We start from the raw sequence: 19,413 nt of genomic DNA on the forward strand, positions 1-19,413 counted from the left end.
GCCGACGGGCCCGGGTGCGGGGTGCCCGGGCGGGTCGGCCACGATGGACGGTGACCGGTCCACTCCGGCGCACCGGGCACGGTGAGCCGGACCTCCACGAAAGATCCCGATGCCCACGTCCGCCGCTGCCGCGCCGCTGCGGGGCTCTGTGGTGGGCGCGGCGACCGGAGCCCTGGCTCTGGCCGCCCACGGCGTCGCGGGCGGCGGCTACCCGGCCTCGGACGGGATGGCGTTGCTGCTGCTGACGGCATTGCTGACCGGTTTCGCGGCCGGTGCCGCCGCCGGGAGCGGACGGCGGCGGCGCGGCCTCGCGTCCGGGATCGGCGTCCTGCTGCCGCTCGCGATCGGCCAGGGAATCGGCCACTGGGCACTGACCGGGCTCACCGGTCACCACACCGCCGAGCTCGCGGAACCGCCGGCGGTGATGTTCGCCGCGCACCTGATCGCGACGCTGATCTGCGCGGTCGCCATCACGGCGGCCGAGCAGCTGTACCGGGTCGCCTCGGCGGTGCTCCGAGTCCTGCTCGGGCCACCGCGACCCCTGCCCTGGGCACCGCGCCGCCTCGTATGGGCGACTCTCACGACCCCGGGTCACCGTGCTCCGAACGGAGCGTCCGGACCGCGCGCGCCACCCGCGCGCGCCGATACCGACGCACCCATTTCCTTCGGAGAGAAAGTATTCGACCCATGCCCCACGGGTATTCCCCTGTCCTGCGCCGCGGCCTGACCGCCGCCCTCGCCACCGGATTCGTCCTGGCCGGAGCGGGCACCGCCGCCGCGCACGTCACCGTCTCGGCCCCGGACGCCGCACCGGGCCGGTCCGCGGTCGCGACCTTCAGCGTGCCGACCGAATCGGATACCGCGAGCACCACCTCGGTGAAGGTCACCGTCCCCGGGTTCACCTCGGCGCGTACCGAGCCGCTGCCCGGCTGGACCACGAAGATCGACCGCGACGACCAGGACAAGGTCACGGCCGTCACCTGGACCGCGGCCCCGGGTTCACCCGGGATCCGGCCCGGCGAGTTCCAGCGTTTCGTGGTCTCGCTGGGTCCGTTCCCGGAAACCGAGACCCTCACCTTCCCGGCCGAGCAGACCTACAGCGACGGCAAGGTCGTGCGCTGGAACGAGACCGGTGACCACGATTCGGTCGATCATCCGGCCCCGGCGGTCACCCTGACCGACGACGGCGAGGAATCCGGTCACGACCACGGCGACCGGCCGGCCGCCGCGGCCGATACCGCGAGCGAAGCCGACACCACCGCCCGCTGGCTCGGCGGCATCGGCCTGGCGCTGGGCGCGCTCGCCCTGGGCGCCGGGGTCGGCGCGGTGCTCCGGAGCCAGCGATGAAGCGGGTGCTGCGGCTGGTCGCGCTCGTGACCGGTCTGCTGTGCCTGGGGCTCGGCCTCGCCGCCGGACCGGCAGCGGCGCATTCCTCGGTCGTGGGCAGCGATCCGGCCGACGGCGCCACCGTCGATACCGGACCGGCCCGCGCGACCCTCACCTTCAACGAGCCGCTGCAGCCGAATTTCCCCGCCATGACCGTGGTGGGACCGGACGGGAACCTGTGGTCCAAGGGTGACCCGGTCGTGGCCGGACGCGAAATCAGCGTCGAGGTCGGCGAGCTCGGCCCGGCCGGGGTCTACACCATGGCCTACCGGGTGACCTCCGCCGACGGGCACGTGGTGGACGGTGAGCAGACCTTCACGCTGAGCACCCCGGGCACCGGCACACCGGGTCCGGCGGCGAACGCGGCGGGGTCCGGGGGCGGCTCCGGCGGCGTGCCCGTCTGGGTGTACATCCTGGGCGCGCTCGTCCTGTTCGGCGGCGGTCTGGCGTTCGCGCTGTTCGGGTCGAACCTGGGCAAGGACAAGAACGCGCGGTGAGTAGCGGTACCCCGAGCGGGCCCGACCGGCGGGCCCGGCTGTTGTTCGTTGTTCCGGCGGGCCTGCTCGGGGTGCTGCTGGCCTGGGTGATCGGTGACGTCCCGGCCGACGCGACGGTACGGTTCGGCGCCGATATGGCGGGAGCGGCCGTCCTGGGGCTGGCGACGCTGCCCCGGCTGGACGGCCGGTTCGAGGTGCCGTGGCGGATGCTGGCGGCGCTGGCCGGGCTCTGGTGCTGTCTGGAGTTCGGCGTGCTGGTCTTCGCCGCCGGCGAGGTGGTCGGCACCGGCGTGGGCGATCTGAGCCCGGCCGATTTCGGGACGTACCTGACGCGGATCAGCGGCGGGCAGATCGGGATCGCGATTCTGCTCGGTACCGCAGCCGTCGCCGGTTACGCGGCCCTCGCCTACCGGCTACCCCGACAACGCACCCCCGACCTGGTGCTGGTGTTTGCGGCGGTGACCGTGACCTTGCGCCCGATCACCGGTCATATGTCGCAGCAGGCGTTCGGTTCGATGCTCGCCGGAGTGCACGCACTGGCCGCGTCGATGTGGCTGGGCCTGCTGCTGGCGCTGGCGCTGGTGGTGCGCGGCCGCGGCGGCTGGGCCTCGGCGCTGCCCCGCTATTCGGCGATCGCGATGCCGATGGTGGCCGCGATCGCGGTGACCGGGGTCCTCAACGGGCTGATCCGCCTCGGCGGGATCACACCCTTCGTCACCACCGGCTACGGACGGATCATGCTCGCCAAGACCCTGCTGCTCGCCGTGCTGCTGGTGCTGGGCTGGTGGTGGCGCCGCACCTGGGTGGTGGCGGCCGGCGGGCACCGGATATCGGCCGACGGGTCGCTGCGGCGGGCGGTACTGGAGGTCTCGGTGATGGCGTCGGTGTTCGGGCTGGCGGCGTCCTTGGCGATCAGCGGATAACCTGTGGCCATGCGTGCCGGGGCTGCCTCTCCCAATCCGTTCCAGCGGATCGGGTACATCTGTGGCCGCACCTTGCCGGCCGGGTACTCGGACTGGGTACTCGAGGATCTCACCGGCCCCGGCGCCACCCGGCGGTACCTGTTCCGGATGCTGGTTCCGATCGTGCTGGTATTGCTGCCGTTCCTGCTGGTCCCGGGGCCGCTGTGGATCGGGCTGTCGATGATGGGCCTGCTGTTGCTGCCGCTGATCTATTTCACGGTCGCGCTCACCTACGTGTTCCGCCGGAACCGGCTGGTCAAGCATGGGATGGACCCGGATCTGGCCGATATCGACGTACGTCGGCGCGCCGAGGCCGAACGGCAGGCCTACGAATCGCGGCACGGCCGGGCCTGACGGGCGCCGCGTAGCGATGCATCACCCCTGGTGAGTGATTTCACACAGGCATAGCCTGGAGCTATGGAAAAGCCGACCTTCAAGCAACGGATCGCCTACGATCTGGGCCGCGAACTTCCCGCGGAGCTGCACGAGTGGGTCGTCGAGGATCTCTGCGGCCACGGGGCCATGGAGCGATACCTGATCCGCTTCATCGGTCCCATCATCCCGTTCTTCGTGCTGATTCTGCTGTTCCCCGGCCCGATGACGCTCAAGATCGGAATCATCGTGATGATGATCGTTCCGCTGATCATCTTCACCATCGCGCTCAGCTACGTCTGGCGGCGCTACCGCATGGTCCAGCACGGCCTGGACCCGGATGTGGTCGACCGGCAGAAATTCTCCCGGCACGATCGTGACCTGTACAACCTTCGCTATCGCAGCTAGCGCGCGAACAGTCGTGGGCGTGGGGGGTCGCTGACGACTGTCGCGGTACGACCGGCACAATCGGGAACGTGACCGATTCAGAGCAGCAGGTGGCCACCGCGGATCTCGCCGACGAGATCGGACCCGATATCCGCAGTTGCGATACCCAGTTCATCCAATTCGGTGGCCGTCCGGTGTTCGCCGGACCGATCACCACCATCCGCTGCTTCCAGGACAACCTGCTCGTCAAGCAGACCTTGAGCGAACCCGGTGAAGGCCGGGTGCTGGTGGTCGACGGCGGCGCGAGTCTCCATACCGCGCTCGTGGGCGACATCATCGCCGGCCGCGGGGTGGACAACGGCTGGGCCGGTGTCGTGGTCAACGGCGCGGTCCGCGATTCGGCCATCCTCCGGACGCTCGATATCGGGCTGAAGGCCCTGGGCACCAACCCGCGCAAGAGCACCCAGACCGGGAGCGGCGAGAAGGACGTCCCGGTGGAGTTCGGCGGTGTGACCTTCAACCCCGGCGAGATGCTCTACAGCGATCACGACGGCATCGTGGTCCGGGCACTGGACCGACCCGGCCGGTCGTAGGAGTGGGTCCGGTCTAGCCGCCGCTCACCCGGGCGAGGTGTCCGGCCAGGGCTACGACATCGCCCGGTTGGAGTTGCCGCCCGCGGCGCAGTTCGACTTCGTCGTTGACCCGCACCAGCCCGGCCGCGATCACCGTTTTGGCCTCCGACCCCGATTCGATGAGGTTGGCGAGTTTCAGGAACTGCCCGAGCCGTATGGCGTCATCGTCGATCGGCACATCGATTGGATCCGGCATAGTCACATGCTTACTCCCCGGGGCGCCGGGCATTCCGACCGGCCCGGGGTATCACCGCGCGAACTCGTGCGCGAACCTCGAACAAAGGGACATATCAGGCATTTCGCGGCCGGTTCTCCCGCCACGCCCGGGACCCGGCTTCCCATATCGGCCAACCGTGCCCGCGCACATGCCGATACGAGTCGATATGGCCCTAACACGCCGGGCCACAGCGCTGATTCGGTGACGGTGAGCGGCAGACTGGAGCCGTGATAGCCACGCAGGAACCGCCACACCTCGAAACACCGGGCCGATCCAGAACACCCGGGCGGTTCGGCGCGATACCGCGCGTCACCGCGCTGATTTCGGGCGTTCTCGCCGCGGCCTGCCTGCTGTGGAGTTGTTCGCCGGCCCTCTCCGCGCTGCTGGGCGGAGCACGACGCTACCTCGATCACTACTACCTCGGCGCACCCGCCACCAGCCTGTTGTGGGCGGCCCTGGCCGCGACGGTGAGCGTCGGACTCGCTCGGCGCAAACGACCGGCCTGGTGGGCCCTGGTGCTCTACCTGGTGTGCCGGCTGCCGGTGAATCTGCTCGATATCGCGCGTCATCAGGATCGCCACGCCGCGGTGGCACTGGTGGTACATCTGCTGGTGCTCGCCGTACTGCTCGCGAGCCGGGCGCGGTTCGACGCCCGGATCAGACGCTGCTCGCCGCGTCCCGCGCTGACGACGCTGGTCGCCGGCTGGGTCACCGCGGCCCTCATCGGCTGGTGCCTGATCCAGGCGTTCCCCGGGTCCGTGGTCTCCGGTACACAACGCGTGCTGTGGGTGCTCGCCGGGCTCGCGCCGAACCCGGCGCTGCGCACGGAAACCCTCACCGGCGCACCCTCGTTCCAGGTCCAGTTCACGATCGGCCTGCTCGGTCTGCTCGTCTTCGGCGCCACCGCCTTCGTACTGAACCGGACCCGGCGCGAGGAGTACGCCCTCACCGAAAGCGACGAATCAGCGCTGCGGGCCCTGTTCGACGGCCCGGACCCGGCCGGATCCACCGACTATCCGGCAACCCGCCGCGACCGCTCGGTGGTCTTCGCGCCCAACGGGCGGGCGGCCATCGGGTATCGCGTCGAATACGGGGTCTGCCTGGCCCTCGGCGATCCGGTAGGCGCACGCGACTGCTGGCCGCAGGCGGTGGAGGCCTGGCAGCGCCACGCCCGGCGATTCGGCTGGACGGTCGCGGTGCTCGGGGCGAGTGAGGCCGCGGTCCCGATCTACCGGCGAGCCGGGCTCGAGGCGATACCGGCCGGAGCCGAGGCGGTGCTCGACACCAGGACCTTCTCGCTCGCGGCCCCGGAGCTGAAACCGGTCCGCGGTGTGGTCACCGGGCTCCGCAAACGGGGTGTGACGGTCCGGATCCGCAGGCAGCGCGATATTCCCACCGCCGACCTCGCGCATCTGGCCGTCTCCGCCGAACGCTGGCACTCCGGTGAGACCGAACGCGCCTATCCGCTCCCCCTCGGCCGGATCGGCGACCGCCGCGACGGGGACTGCCTGCTGGTCGAGGCGGTGGACGCCGAGGGCCGGGTGCTCGGCATGCTCTCGCTGGTTCCGTGGGGTCACACCGGTGCGACGCTGGAATCGATCCGCCGAGCCCCCGGTAGCACCGAGGAGATCACCGACCTCCTGATCGCCGAACTCGCGTTACACGCCGAACAGCACGGCATCCACCGGATCTCGCTGAACTTCACCGTTTTCCGCTCGGTATTCGAGGCGGCCGGGCACCGGACCGCATCCGGCCCGGCGCGCGGCCCGCGGTCGGTACCGGTCCGGGTGGCGGCGCCGGCGCGCGGCGCGGCCACGGTACCGCTGGCGTATTCACGCTGGTGGCAGCTCGCCCAGTTGCACCGGGCGAGTATGCGGTACCACCCGCAGTGGGTCACCCGGTTCGTGCTGTGCGCCGACGGCCGCACCCTCCCGGCGATCGCGGTGGCTGCCGCGGCGGGCGAAGGCCTGCTGCCCCGGATCGGCCGCAAGAACACGGCGTTCGCCCTGACCGGAACCCACCGGGCCGCACCGGATACCGCGGTCACCTACCCCGTCTCCACGGTGGCCGTCAGCGACGACGCGGTCCCCGAACGCGATACGCGCCCCGAACAGATCCGGGTGCGGACCGGCAAACTGGACCGGCTGGCCGCCGCCCGTATCGACCCCTACCCGCTGCCGTTCCCGCCGACCCACACCGTCGCCGCCGCGCGGCGTGCCCCGCGCGGGACCACGGTCCGCGTCTCCGGCCGGCTGCTTCGGCTGCGCGACTGCGGCGGCGTGATGTTCGCGGTGGTCCGGGATTGGACCAGCGATATCCAACTGCTGCTCGACCGCGACCGGCTCGGCACGCAACGCTGCGCCGAATTCGGCGAACTCGTCGACCTCGGCGATCTGATATCGGTGAGCGGACAGCTGGGGCACAGCCGGCGCGGCGAATTGTCGCTGCTGGTGGCGGATTGGCGCATGCTCGGAAAATGCCTGCGCCCGCTGCCCGATAAATGGCACGGACTCACCGATACCGAACTCCGGATGCGGCACGGCTACCTGGACCTGATGACCGACCGTGACGCCCGCGGCCTGCTGGCCCGCCGCAGCGCGGTCGTGCGCGCACTGCGCGACGCCATGCACGACTGTGGTTTCCTGGAGGTCACCACACCGGTGCTGCGCAACAGCGGCGACGGCGCGTTCACCCGCGGTATGCGCACCCATCTCGACGCCGACAACACCGATCTGCACCTGCGTATCTCGGCGGGACTCGCGCTGAAGCGGCTGTGTGTCGGGGGTGTGGAGAAAGTCTTCGAGCTCGGTCCCGGGTTCCGCAATACGCGGGCCGATTCCCGGTATCTGCCGGAATTCACCCTGCTGGAAGCCTATGAGGCCCATAGCGATCACCGCCGGGCCATGACCCTGTGCCGCCAATTGATCCAGGCGGCCGCCCTGGCGGCCAACGATTCGCTGATCGCGATGCGCCCGACCGAGGACGGTTCGCTCGAGGCCGTGGACCTTTCCGGTGAATGGCGGGTGCGCTCGATGTACCGGGCGCTGGCAGAGGAGATCGGCGCGGATATCACCCCGCGCACCGAGCCGGCCGACCTCCGGGAACTGTGCGAGAAGGCCGATATCGCGTACCAGCCCGGCTGGGACCGGGGCCGGCTGGCCTACGCGCTGTACGAGAAACTGGTCGTCGAGACCACCCGCGAACCCACCTTCTACACCGACTTCCCCGCCGGCGTCGCACCGTTCGCGCGACCCCGGCGCGACGACGAGACGCTGGCCGAACGCTGGGATCTGGTCGCCCACGGTATCGAGCTGGCCTCCGGCCGCAGTGAACTCACCGATCCGGTCGAACAGCGACGACGCCTCGCCGAACGATCCCGGCTCGCCGCCGACGGCGGACCGGCCACGGTGGAACTCGACGAGGACTTCCTGTGCGCACTGGAATACGCCATGCCGCCGACCGGCGGGCTGAGCCTCGGGGTGGACCGGGTGATCATGTTGCTGACCGGGCGGACGATTCGGGAAACCCAACTCTTCCCACTCGTCCGGCGCAGGTGAGAGATTCGGTCCGGCCGCTCTGGGAAGTGTCGAGGTTTCGCCCCGGCGCCGCGGCAAGTACGGTGATATGACTTCGGCCCCAGGAGGAGGGGCCCCCACTTCTCGGAACGGGGATTGATTGTGAGCTACGTCGACCTGCTGACCCACGCGAGCCACGTGGACCTTTCCACCTGGGCGAATACCGACGTCCTCGCGTCGGTGGCCGATCTGGAGGCCGCCCGGAAGAAGGGCAAGAGCAAGGGCGGCGGCTTCGGGATCGTCGGCATCATCTGCTGCGTCCTGGTCGTGGTCGTGATCGTCGCGATCATCCTGCTGGCCCGGAAGAAGAGCAGCAACAACAACGCGCCGGGCCAGTTCCCCCCGCCCGGACAGCCCCCGCAGGGCGGATTCCCGCAGCAGGGCGGCTATCCACAGGGCGGCTACCCCCAGCAGGGCGGGTACCCGCAGGGCGGCTACCCCCAGCAGGGCGGATACCCGCAACAGGGTGGATACCCCTCCGACCCGAACAACCCCTACCCCCCGCAGGGCGGCCAGCCGCCGTACCCGCCGCAGGGGCACTAGCACCCGGCGAAGGCCGACGGCCCGGCTCACCACACGGTGGGCCGGGCCGTTGCTCGTCCGGGACGGAAACCATCGTGAGCTGCCCCGACCTCCCGGCAAACCACCGGGCGCCATACGGCAGAGTGGACCCGTGCAGCTGATATTCGTTCGCCATGCCCAGCCCCTGCGGGTCGACAACGCGGGGACAGCCGCCGACCCCGGCCTCTCGCCGATCGGCGTGGAGCAGGCCGAACGCGTACCCGCCGCGTTGAAACCGCACAAGATCGTGCGCGTGGTCAGCAGTCCGCAGCGCCGGGCCCAGGAGACCGCGGCCCGCACCGCGGCCGACCTCGGTCTCGATATCGAAACGGTGGACGGGCTGGCCGAATACGACCGCGACCTGCCGTCCTATATTCCGATCGAGGACGCCAAGGTCGAATTCCGGGAATCCTACGATCGGATCAAATCCGGGTACCTGCCGCTACAGATCGACGAGTTCGCGTTCCGCGACCGGGTACGGGACGCGGTCACCGAGATCGCGTCCACTACCGCCGCGGCCGATACCGTGGTGGTATTCGCCCACGGCGGCGTCATCAACATCACGCTGCAGGAGATCCTCGGCCTGGACCGGCCGCTGACCTTCCCCATCGACTACTGCTCGATCACCCGGATCCTGTTCTCGCGCACCGGCCGCCGCAGCGCGGCGACCGTGAACGAGAACGGACACGTCTGGGAACTGCTACCGCGCAATATTTCGCGCTGATCAGGCCATATCCGAGAGCCAGTTATGCATCCAGGACAGTGCGGTCTGACCGTTGCCGACCCGGTAGCTGCCGTAGGAGACATGCGATTCGGACCGGTAGAAGGTCTCGAGGTCCTTCACGCGCTGCTCGTTGGCGCCGTCGGAGAGCTGCGCCTGCAGCGTGGGCAGCCCGCCCTGTGACATCAGATCGCTGACGATCGCGCCCACTTCCATCTGGTAACGCCAGATATTGGCGGGGTTGGGATCCGAGCTCTGCGCGAGGAAACCGGCGAATCGGGTGACGAAATCGTCCTGCGCGGTCGCGCAGTACAGATCGTCGGGGATGCACACGGTACGGGTGCGGTCACTGAGCCAGCCGAAACCGCCGACCCGGGGCCCACCGGCGCCCGCGCCGGGAGCGGCGGGGCCGACCTGGATATCCGCGGGCGCGCGCCGCGGATCGGAGATCAGGCCGACGCCCGAGATCCGTTCGGGGCGAATGGCGCCGAGGCCGGTGCCGATCTCCGCGGCGAGATCACCCGCCGCGTCGGCGCCCTGGCTGTAGCCGACGAGGGCGATATCGGTAGCGCCACACCGTTCGGCCATGGCCGAGATGAGACCGCGCGCGTTGGTCACCGCTTCGTTCTTGGAGGCGCCGTAGATATCGCCCTCCCACGGGAAGGCGGTGGCGGCATAGGTGACGTAGTCGACCTTGGTGGACCGGGGTAGACCGTCGGTCACCTCGGCCAGCATGCCCGGCGACGGACGCTTGTCGTGTCCGGTTTCCCAGGTTCCAGGAATCGCCACGACATACAGACTCGGGCAACCGGGGGCGGCGTTCGCCGCGGAACCACCGATAACCAACCCGGACGCGACCGCCGCGCAGGCACCCAGCGCCGCGGCAACCCTCTTGAATTGCATTCTGCTCCAGTCGACCCAGGCCCCAGATGGGACGCTCCGATTACGTCGCCAAAATGCTGAACCCGGCCGATGTCACCGCCGTGTGTAACAGGTGAACAACAGCCACGCGTCACAAGTACACGATCGGATCACGATCCGGCGCCCAGACACACCGGAGATAACAATATAGCCACGCCCCCGGCATCGCCAGTTCTGGCTGGAATTTTGGAGCGCTGACGCGCTCGAGGTTCGGCCCTCCTGAGCGCCTGCTGTCAGCCCTCGAGACTCGCGGCTGCGCCGCATGCGCTTCGAGGGCTGACAGCAGGCGCGGGCCGAACCGTTGGACACGGTCGCCGATCCGACTGCGGGCGCGTGGTCGGTTGCGAAAGGCCTCGCCGGACCGGGTGGGTCGGGCGAGGCCTTTCGGGTGTTCGTGCCTGCGGTGGGATTACCGCTGGGCGACGGCGGTGGGCGGGATGGGCGCGGGGAGGGCGGTCTCGCCTTCCAGGTACGCGTCCACCGACGCCGCCGCGGCGCGGCCCTCGGCGATCGCCCAGACGATCAGCGACTGGCCGCGGCCCATATCGCCGGCGACGAAGACGCCGGGGATATTGGTGGCCCAGTTCTTATCGCGCTGGACGTTGCCACGCTGGTCGTAGCCGACGCCGAGATCGGTGAGCAGGCCGGGCTTGTCGGGGCCGACGAAGCCCATGGCGAGCAGCACCAGATCCGCCTCGAGGGTGAATTCGGTGCCCTCGACCTTCTCGAACCGGCCGTTGGCCATCTTGACCTCGTGCGCGTCGAGCCCGGTCACCTTGCCGTCGGAGCCGACGAAGCGTTCGGTGTTCACGGAGAACACCCGTTCGCCGCCTTCCTCGTGCGCCGAGGAGACCCGGTACATCAGCGGGTAGGTCGGCCACGGGGTGGAGCCGGCGCGCTCCTCCGGCGGGCGGGGCATGATCTCGAACTGGTGGACGCTGGCCGCGCCCTGCCGATGCGAGGTGCCCAGGCAGTCGGCGCCGGTATCGCCGCCGCCGATGATGACGACCTTCTTACCGTGCGCGTGGATGGGCGGCAGGCCCTGCTCGTCGGCGACCGGATCACCGTGCTGCACCCGGTTGGCCCAGGGCAGGAATTCCATCGCCTGGTGGATACCGTCGAGCTCCCGGCCCTGGATGGGCAGGTCACGGGCCTGGGTGGCGCCGCCGGCCAGAACCACCGCGTCGAACCGCTCGCGCAGTTCGTCGGCGGTGATGTCGACACCGACATTGACCCCGGCCTTGAAGATGGTGCCTTCGGCCTCCATCTGCGCCAGCCGGCGGTCGATGAAGCGCTTCTCCATCTTGAATTCCGGGATTCCGTAGCGCATCAGGCCGCCGATCCGGTCGGCCCGCTCGAAAACGGTCACGGTATGGCCGGCGCGGGTGAGCTGCTGCGCGGCGGCCAGGCCCGCGGGCCCGGAACCGACAACGGCCACCTTCTTACCGGTGAGCCGGGTCGGGTACACCGGCGCGACCCAGCCCTCGTCGAAGGCGTTCTCGATGATCTCGACCTCGACCTGCTTGATGGTCACCGGGTCCTGGTTGATCCCGAGCACGCAGGAGGCCTCGCACGGCGCCGGGCACAACCGCCCGGTGAACTCCGGGAAGTTGTTGGTGGCGTGCAGCCGGTCGATACCCTCGCGCCAGCGGTCCTTGTGCACGAGATCGTTCCATTCGGGAATCAGGTTCCCGAGCGGACAGCCGTTATGGCAGAAGGGAATACCGCAGTCCATACAGCGGCTGGCCTGCCGCTGCAGGGTCTCGTGCGGAAAACCCTCCTCGTAGACCTCTTTCCAGTCCATCAGCCGCAGCGGCACCGGACGGCGTGCGGGCAACTCCCGGGACGTGTGCTTGAGAAATCCTTGGGTGTCACCCACGAGCGGCCTCCATAATCGCAGCGTCGACGTCCTTACCGCTCTTCTCGGCCTCGGAGATGGCGAGCAGCACCTTCTTGTACTCGCGCGGCATGACCTTCACAAAGTGGTTCACCTGCTGCGACCAGTCGCCCAGGATACGTTCGGCCACAGCGGAACCGGTCTGATCCCGGTGCTGGGCGATGATGTCGCGCAGCCAGGTGAAATCGTCACCTGACAGCGACTCGATGGCATCGGCCTGTTCCGGGTTGACCCGGCCGCCGAAGGTGTTGTCGGGGTCGTAGACGAACGCCAGACCACCGGACATACCGGCGCCGAAGTTACGTCCGGTATCGCCCAGGATGACCACCCGGCCGCCGGTCATGTACTCGCAGGCGTGATCGCCCACACCCTCGACCACCGCGACGGCCCCGGAGTTGCGGACCGCGAACCGCTCGCCGACGACACCGCTGATGAACGCCTGACCGCTGGTCGCGCCGAACAGGATCACGTTGCCCGCGATGATGTTCTCGTCGGCCTTGAACTGGGCCGGGGCGTTGGGCGCCGGGCGCACCACCAGGTGACCGCCCGAAAGACCCTTGCCGACATAGTCGTTGGCGTCGCCCTGCACCCGCAGGGTGATACCGGCCGGGACGAACGCGCCGAAGCTGTTGCCCGCCGAACCGGTGAGGGTGATGTCGATGGTGTCGTCGGGCAGGCCCGCGCCACCGTAGAGCTTGGTCACCTCGTGGCCGAGCATGGTGCCGACCGTCCGGTTCACGTTCGTGATCTTGGTATCGATCTTGACCGGCTTACCGAACTCGAGCGCATCGCGGCTCTGCGCGATCAGCTCGTTGTCCAGCGCCTTCTCCAGGCCGTGGTCCTGCTCCTTGGTGCGGCGCCGCTCCTGGAACATGAACGCCGTCTCGACATCGTCGAGGATCGGCGAGAGATCCAGTTTGCTCGCCTTCCAATGCTGCTTGGCCTTGGCGGTATCGAGCATATCGACCCGGCCGATGGCCTCGTCCAGGGTGCGGAAACCGAGCTGCGCCAGCAGTTCCCGGACCTCCTCGGCGATGTACATGAAGAAGTTCACCACGTACTCGGCCTTACCGGTGAAGCGGTCGCGCAGCACCGGGTTCTGGGTGGCCACACCCACCGGGCAGGTGTCGAGATGGCAGACCCGCATCATGATGCAGCCGGAGACCACCAGCGGCGCGGTCGCGAAACCGTACTCCTCGGCGCCGAGCAGCGCGGCGATGACCACGTCGCGGCCGGTTTTCATCTGGCCGTCGACCTGCACCACGATCCGGTCGCGCAGACCGTTGAGCAGCAGGGTCTGCTGCGTTTCGGCCAGACCGAGCTCCCACGGGCCGCCCGCGTGCTTGAGCGAGGTGAGCGGCGAGGCGCCGGTGCCGCCGTCGTGCCCGGAGATGAGCACCACATCGGCGTGCGCCTTGGACACACCCGCCGCGACGGTGCCGACACCGGGTTCGGCGACCAGCTTGACGTGGATACGCGCCTGCGGGTTGGCGTTCTTCAGGTCGTGGATCAGCTGCGCCAGATCCTCGATCGAGTAGATGTCGTGATGCGGCGGCGGCGAGATCAGGCCCACGCCCGGCGTCGAATGCCGCACCTCGGCGACCCACGGGTACACCTTGTGCGCGGGCAGCTGGCCGCCCTCGCCCGGCTTGGCGCCCTGGGCCATCTTGATCTGGATATCGGTGCAGTTGGTCAGGTAGTGCGCGGTGACGCCGAACCGACCCGAGGCCACCTGCTTGATCGCACTGCGCCGCCAGTCGCCGTTGTCCTCCGGCTCGAACCGGGCCGGCGATTCGCCGCCCTCACCGGAGTTGGAGCGGCCGCCCAGGCGGTTCATGGCGATGGCGAGGGTCTCGTGCGCCTCCGCCGAGATCGAGCCGTAGCTCATCGCGCCGGTGGAGAACCGTTTGACGATCTCGCTCGCGGGCTCGACTTCCTCGATCGGGATCGGGGAACGCGCGCCCTTCTTGAACTTGATCAGACCGCGCAACGAGGCCAGCCGCTCGGACTGGTCGTCGACGAGCTTGGTGTACTCCTTGAAGATCGAGTACTGCCCGCTGCGGGTGGCGTGCTGCAGTTTGAACACGGTGTCCGGGTTGAACAGGTGGTATTCGCCCTCGCGGCGCCACTGGTACTCACCGCCCACCTCGAGCTCGCGGTGCGCGCGCTCGTTGCGGTTCTCCAGGAAGGCCACCGCGTGCCGCTTGGCGACATCGGCGGCGATCTCGTCCAGGCCGATACCGCCCAGATGCGACCGCAGACCGGTGAAGTACTCGTCCACCAATTCCTGCGACAGGCCGATCACCTGGAACAGCTGCGCGCCGTTGTAGGAGGCCACGGTGGAGATGCCCATCTTGGACATCACCTTGAGCACGCCCTTGCTGGCGGCCTTGTTGTAGTTCGCGACGGCCTTGCGGTAGGCGGCCGCCGGGTCGCCCTCGGCGCCCGGGACCGACAGCGCGTCGCGATCGAGCATGTCCTCGATCGATTCGAAGGCCATGTACGGGTTGATCGCGGCGGCGCCGAAACCGACGAGAGTCGCCATATGGTGCACCTCGCGGGCGTCACCGGCCTCGACCACCAGGCCGACCATGGTGCGGGTGCGTTCCCGGACCAGGTGATGGTGCACCGACGCGGTGAGCAGCAGCGACGGGATCGGCGCCAGCTTCTCGTTCGACTCGCGGTCGGACAGCACGATGATCCGCGCACCGCCGTCGATGGCGGCCGAGACCTGGGTGTTGATCGCGTTCAGCGCCTGACGCAGACCCTCGCCGCCGGCGTTGACGTCGTACAGACCGCGTACGACCACCGACCGCAGACCGGGCTGGCTGCCGTCGTCGTTGATATGGACCAGCTTCGCCAGTTCGTCGTTGTCGATGATCGGCTGCTGGATCACGATCTGCTTGCACGATTCCGGGCTCGGATGCAGCAGATCGGACTCCGGGCCGATCTGGCGGCGCAGGCTGGTGACGACCTCTTCGCGGATCGCGTCCAGCGGCGGGTTGGTGACCTGCGCGAACTGCTGGGAGAAGTAGTCGAACAGCAGTCGCGGCCGCGCCGACAGGACGGCGATCGGGGTATCGGTACCCATGGAGCCCAGCGCCTCGGCGCCGGTTTTCGCCATCGGCGAGATCAGCAGGTTCAGTTCCTCGAGGGTGTACCCGAAGATCTGCTGCCGGATGAGCACCCGGTCGTGCGACATATGCACATGCGGGCGGTCGGGCAGATCGGAGAGATGCTTGATACCGGCATCGAGCCATTCCCGGTACGGGTGCTCGGCGGCCAGCTGGGATTTGATCTCCTCGTCGCCGACGATCCGGCCCTGCGCGGTGTCCACCAGGAACATACGGCCCGGCTGCAGGCGGATCTTGCGGACGACCTTGGACTGGTCGATATCCAGCACGCCGACCTCGGAGGCCATCACGACCAGGCCGTCGTCGGTGACCCAGATCCGGCTCGGGCGCAGGCCGTTGCGGTCCAGTACGGCGCCGATCACGGTGCCGTCGGTGAAGCACACCGACGCCGGGCCGTCCCACGGCTCCATCAGCATCGAGTGGTACTCGTAGAACGCGCGACGCTGCGGGTCCATGTTCTCGTTGCGTTCCCAGGCCTCGGGAATCATCATCAGCACCGCGTGCGGCAGGGTGCGCCCGCCCAGATGCAGCAGTTCCAGCACCTCGTCGAAACGGGCGGTATCGCTGGCGCCGGGGGTGCAGACCGGGAAGATCTTCTCCAGCCGGTTCTTACCCGCGGAATCCTTGCCGAAGACGTCCGAACGCAGCAGCGCCTCGCGGGCGCGCATCCAGTTCTCGTTACCGGCGACGGTGTTGATCTCACCGTTGTGCGCGACCCGGCGGAACGGATGGGCCAGCGGCCAGGAGGGGAAGGTATTGGTGGAGAACCGGGAGTGCACGATGCCCAGGGCGCTCTCCACCCGGTCGTCCTGCAGGTCCAGGTAGAAGGCACGCAGCTGCGGCGTGGTGAACATGCCCTTGTAGACGAAGGTCTGGCCGGACAGGCTCGAGAAGTAGACGGACTCCTTGCCGACCGCGCCCTCACCGGCGCCGGATTTACCGAGTTCGTGTTCGACCCGCTTGCGCACCACATACGCGCGGCGTTCCAGGTCCATCCCGGAGAGCTGTTCGTCGGCGCCGGCCGGCGAGCCGATGAATACCTGCCGGAACAGCGGCATGGCGTCGCGCGAGAGCGCGCCGAGCGACGATTCGTCGATCGGTACCTCACGCCAGCCCAGTACCGTCAGGCCTTCTTCTTTGACGATTTTCTCGACGCCGTAACAGGCCCGGGCGGCCTCGCGTCGCGCCTGGGGCAGGAAGGCGATACCGGTGGCGTAGGAACCTTCGGCGGGCAGCTCGAAATCGACCACTGCCCGGAAGAAGCGGTCGGGAACCTGGATCAGGATGCCCGCGCCGTCGCCGGAGTTCGGCTCGGCGCCCGCGGCGCCGCGGTGCTCCAGATTCAACAGGGCCGTTATGGCCTTGTCGACGATGTCACGGCTGCGGCGGCCGTGCATATCACCGACGAACGCGACGCCGCAGGCGTCGTGTTCGTTCGCCGGGTCGTAGAGCCCGATGGGTCCGGGGGACCTGTGGCCAGGTAGTTGCGTCATGCCTCTGCCTTCGAAAAAGTCGACCTCGACGTGGTGCGGCCTCGAGAGAACGCCCGTAGTCGAACGCCGGTACTGTCGAACGCTCCCTGCTAGGACTGCGTCCGTACGTTCGCCGACACCAGCCGCGCTGATGGTGTTCGGCGTGCAGTCACGTCTGAAGTTGTCGCACCCGCGCCGGTGCGCTGGTGCCCGCCGGTAACGAAACGCTTACGCGTTCGGAACTAAGAGGCGGGGTTTTGCCCGCTAGGCTGGCCGGTATCGGTGGGTTACCCGTACGTTTTGTCGGCCGGACTCGGTGTGTGCGGCGTAAGAGCAAACGATAAGCCAGGCCCGGGGCCCAACCAACCAAGGTTGCCCTAATAATCGGTCTAGCTGGGCTTCTTCATTCGTTCCTCCACATATGCGCGTTTTCTAGTGTAAAGCAGCGTTCGGGGGTGAATCGATCCCGGAGTAGCCCTCCGAACAGCGGCGATCCACCGATCCGGGCAGTTCCACCGAACGCGCCCGAATCCACCGAACCCGCGCTCACCTGCATCGGAGTTGAATTCCCGCGGATGCCGGGGGGCAAACCCACGCACCCATGGCTAACCGTCGCACGCGCCGATGAGATGTTCGTGACAGCCGCGTGACAAGCACCGAACATGATCCGACCGTCCGGACTGTTTTGCGATTCTCCGACTCCAGCACACGATCGGCAAACACCGATTTCAGTGGTTTAGAACACATTGTCCGGATCTATTTACGAATCGGTCCCGTTGTGACAGCGCAGGATTCGGCCCCGGCGGCGTATCCGCCCACGCCAGGGCGCGCGGGCCCGGCGCGACGCGCCCGCGCCGCCCTGTGAAGATGCACACACAGGCGGGTGAGGGCTCGATGACCGGCGTGCCGCCTGTCACGCTGAGACAACGAATCGATGATGCGATATATCCGCCTTCGCTGCGGCCTCCGCGGACCGCATGAACCTGCTCCGAAGGAGTGCCGATGAGAGCTGCGAGGATATGGGTCCCATGAGCGTCACCGGCATGTTCATCTGGCTCGGCGGCGGACAGCCCACCGAGGCCGCCGATGGATACGAACGGACCGGCTACACCGTCACGGGCGTGGCTGTAACACTGTTCGCCCTGGTCACCGGCGGAATCACCGCGGCCGCGCTGGGCTCGGGCGATTGGCCCGCCCCGGCCGTCCTACCCGCGGCGCTGGTCGCGGGCGTGCTCGCGGGTCTGCTCGGCCGGGCGCTGGCCGGCGCCGAACCGACGGCCCGGCCCGACCGCAAGGCCGGCGCGCCGAACCCACCCGCCGTACTCCTGCGGGTCGGTGTGGCGCTGGCCGCGGGACTGCTGGTGGCCGAACTCGCGACCACGGTGCTGTTCGCGGGCTCGGTCGACCGGATCCTCGACGAGCGCGCCGCGGCGAGCGCCACCGGCGCCCCGGCCGTGCGGACCGCCCAGGACGATCTCGACCGCGCCGTCGCCGAGCGGACGGCCCTGGACGGCACCATCGCCCAGGCCACCAAAGATATCGATACCGCCCTGATCGTGGCGCGCTGCGAATTCAACCCGACTCCCGGATGCCCGCAGACCAAGATCACCGGCGTGCCGGGGCGCGGTCCCGAGGCGGGAACCGCCAACGACATGCTCGACGACGCCCGCGGCGCCCTCGCCGCCGCGCAGAACCGGGTGGCGCCGCTGGACCAGCGGGTGACCGATGCCCGGGCGGCTCTGCGGGATGCGAGCGACACCGCCGCCGGTGCCGGTGATCGCGGATTCGGCGCCCGGTGGTCGGCCGCGCACGACCACACCACCGACCACGCGGGCGCATTCGTGATCCGGGTGCTCACCTGGCTGTTCTTCGCCCTGCTCGCCCTCCTTCCGCTGATCCTGCGCTGGTGGCGCGGGGAAACCACGCAGGAGCGCCGGCGCGCCGCGGAGGCGGTGCGCGACCGCGCCGACCGCGCGGCCGACGCGGCCGTCGCCCAGCAGGAGGCCCGCGTCCGGGCCGAGACCGCGGCGGTCCGGGCCGAACAGCAGCTCACGTCGGCCCGGCTGGCCGCCGAGGCCGACACCACCATCGACCGGGAGCGCCAGCGCACCCGGGTGATCGCGGCGCTGGGTGGGCTGGAGATCGGGGTCACCGAACGCGACGGCCTCGCCGGAGACGCCGAACCCGGCCCGCGCGCACTGCCCGCCGGTCGCGAGCTCGAACGGGTGGACAGCGCCGACCTGCCCGCACCCCGCGCCGCGGACCCCGGTAAACGCCAGGCCGGGCTGGAACTGCCCTTCCTCGGCACCCTTCCGTTCAGTGATACCGCCGCCCGCATGATCCGGCCCCTGGTCCCGGCCTTCGTCGGTACGGCGATCGACAGCGCGCTCGATACCGCGAGCCGGCCGCTGCGCACCGCGCGCCAGGTACTCACCGAGGCCGAGGAGATCACCTTCACCCTGCGCCGGACGCGGAAGGTCACCGTGGAGAGCCTGCCCGGCGACCCGGAACCCGACCGGCTCGGATCGCCCCGGCCCGACGACGAGGTGATCGACGCCGACTTCACCCTGGACTCCGACGCCATCGTCTCCGCGACCACGCGGCTGGAGCCCGGATACGGACCGCTGCCGGACGCGCGGCCCGTTCGCGAACTTCCGCCCGCCGACCGGTAGCGGCAGC

General features: G+C 69.0%; 15 protein-coding genes. 11 read left to right on the forward strand and 4 right to left on the reverse strand.

The window, feature by feature from the left end; translation table 11 throughout:
* Positions 1-109: 109 nt before the first annotated feature.
* The 7 genes from ACZ6SF_RS08885 to rraA all read left to right on the forward strand — a co-directional run bounded on the left by ACZ6SF_RS08885 (position 110) and on the right by rraA (position 4,197).
* Positions 110-727: a hypothetical protein gene (locus ACZ6SF_RS08885; protein ID WP_466061485.1), complete on the forward strand. Its 618-nt coding sequence runs from the start codon at positions 110-112 to the stop codon at positions 725-727.
* Positions 688-1,347 carry a YcnI family copper-binding membrane protein gene (locus tag ACZ6SF_RS08890; protein ID WP_466061486.1) on the forward strand — a complete coding sequence of 220 codons (660 nt, stop codon included), beginning with the start codon at positions 688-690 and terminating at the stop codon, positions 1,345-1,347. The genes ACZ6SF_RS08885 and ACZ6SF_RS08890 overlap by 40 nt, the downstream gene beginning before the upstream one ends.
* Positions 1,344-1,883, forward strand: coding sequence for a copper resistance CopC family protein (locus ACZ6SF_RS08895; RefSeq protein WP_466061487.1), 540 nt, complete (start codon positions 1,344-1,346; stop codon positions 1,881-1,883). The genes ACZ6SF_RS08890 and ACZ6SF_RS08895 overlap by 4 nt, the downstream gene beginning before the upstream one ends.
* Positions 1,880-2,806 carry a CopD family protein gene (locus ACZ6SF_RS08900; protein ID WP_466061488.1) on the forward strand — a complete coding sequence of 309 codons (927 nt, stop codon included), beginning with the start codon at positions 1,880-1,882 and terminating at the stop codon, positions 2,804-2,806. Before ACZ6SF_RS08895 ends, ACZ6SF_RS08900 begins: the two co-directional genes overlap by 4 nt.
* A gap of 9 nt (positions 2,807-2,815) precedes the next feature.
* The gene (locus ACZ6SF_RS08905; protein WP_466061489.1) at positions 2,816-3,199 is read left to right on the forward strand and encodes a DUF5313 family protein; all 384 of its coding nucleotides are present in this window, start codon (positions 2,816-2,818) and stop codon (positions 3,197-3,199) included.
* Between the two features lie 63 nt (positions 3,200-3,262).
* Entirely contained in the window at positions 3,263-3,625 is a 363-nt protein-coding gene (locus tag ACZ6SF_RS08910; protein WP_466061490.1) for a DUF5313 family protein, read from the forward strand.
* A 68-nt stretch (positions 3,626-3,693) separates the two neighbouring features.
* Entirely contained in the window at positions 3,694-4,197 is a 504-nt protein-coding gene (rraA, locus tag ACZ6SF_RS08915) for a ribonuclease E activity regulator RraA (protein ID WP_466061491.1), read from the forward strand.
* Positions 4,198-4,210: 13 nt separating this feature from the next.
* Here rraA and ACZ6SF_RS08920 read toward each other — a convergent pair whose 3' ends face one another.
* On the reverse strand, positions 4,211-4,432 hold the full coding sequence (locus ACZ6SF_RS08920) for an RNA-binding S4 domain-containing protein (protein WP_466061492.1): 222 nt from the start codon (positions 4,430-4,432) through the stop codon (positions 4,211-4,213).
* A gap of 248 nt (positions 4,433-4,680) precedes the next feature.
* On the opposite strand from ACZ6SF_RS08920, the gene lysX reads away from it, so the two are divergent.
* The 3 genes from lysX (at position 4,681) to ACZ6SF_RS08935 (ending at position 9,313) form a co-directional block, all read left to right on the forward strand.
* Positions 4,681-8,010, forward strand: a complete 3,330-nt coding sequence (lysX, locus tag ACZ6SF_RS08925) for a bifunctional lysylphosphatidylglycerol synthetase/lysine--tRNA ligase LysX (RefSeq protein WP_466061493.1) — start codon at positions 4,681-4,683, stop codon at positions 8,008-8,010.
* 120 nt (positions 8,011-8,130) lie between these two features.
* Entirely contained in the window at positions 8,131-8,571 is a 441-nt protein-coding gene (locus ACZ6SF_RS08930) for a hypothetical protein (RefSeq protein ID WP_466061494.1), read from the forward strand.
* A 130-nt stretch (positions 8,572-8,701) separates the two neighbouring features.
* Entirely contained in the window at positions 8,702-9,313 is a 612-nt protein-coding gene (locus tag ACZ6SF_RS08935) for a histidine phosphatase family protein (RefSeq protein ID WP_466061495.1), read from the forward strand.
* Here the strand turns inward: ACZ6SF_RS08935 and ACZ6SF_RS08940 are convergent, their stop codons facing one another.
* From ACZ6SF_RS08940 to gltB, 3 genes are all read right to left on the reverse strand, one after another.
* A complete protein-coding gene (locus tag ACZ6SF_RS08940) occupies positions 9,314-10,213 on the reverse strand; it encodes a cutinase family protein (RefSeq protein WP_466061496.1) in 900 nt (299 codons plus the stop codon). It lies immediately after the preceding gene.
* Between the two features lie 427 nt (positions 10,214-10,640).
* Complete coding sequence (locus ACZ6SF_RS08945) at positions 10,641-12,110, reverse strand: glutamate synthase subunit beta (RefSeq protein WP_466061498.1); 1,470 nt, start codon at positions 12,108-12,110, stop codon at positions 10,641-10,643.
* Entirely contained in the window at positions 12,103-16,755 is a 4,653-nt protein-coding gene (gene gltB / locus ACZ6SF_RS08950; protein ID WP_466061499.1) for a glutamate synthase large subunit, read from the reverse strand. Before gltB ends, ACZ6SF_RS08945 begins: the two co-directional genes overlap by 8 nt.
* A 1,007-nt stretch (positions 16,756-17,762) precedes the next feature.
* Here gltB and ACZ6SF_RS08955 point away from each other — a divergent pair.
* Entirely contained in the window at positions 17,763-19,406 is a 1,644-nt protein-coding gene (locus tag ACZ6SF_RS08955) for a DUF4407 domain-containing protein (protein WP_466061501.1), read from the forward strand.
* Positions 19,407-19,413: the final 7 nt, after the last annotated feature.

The organism is Nocardia sp. NPDC049935 (assembly GCF_055586645.1).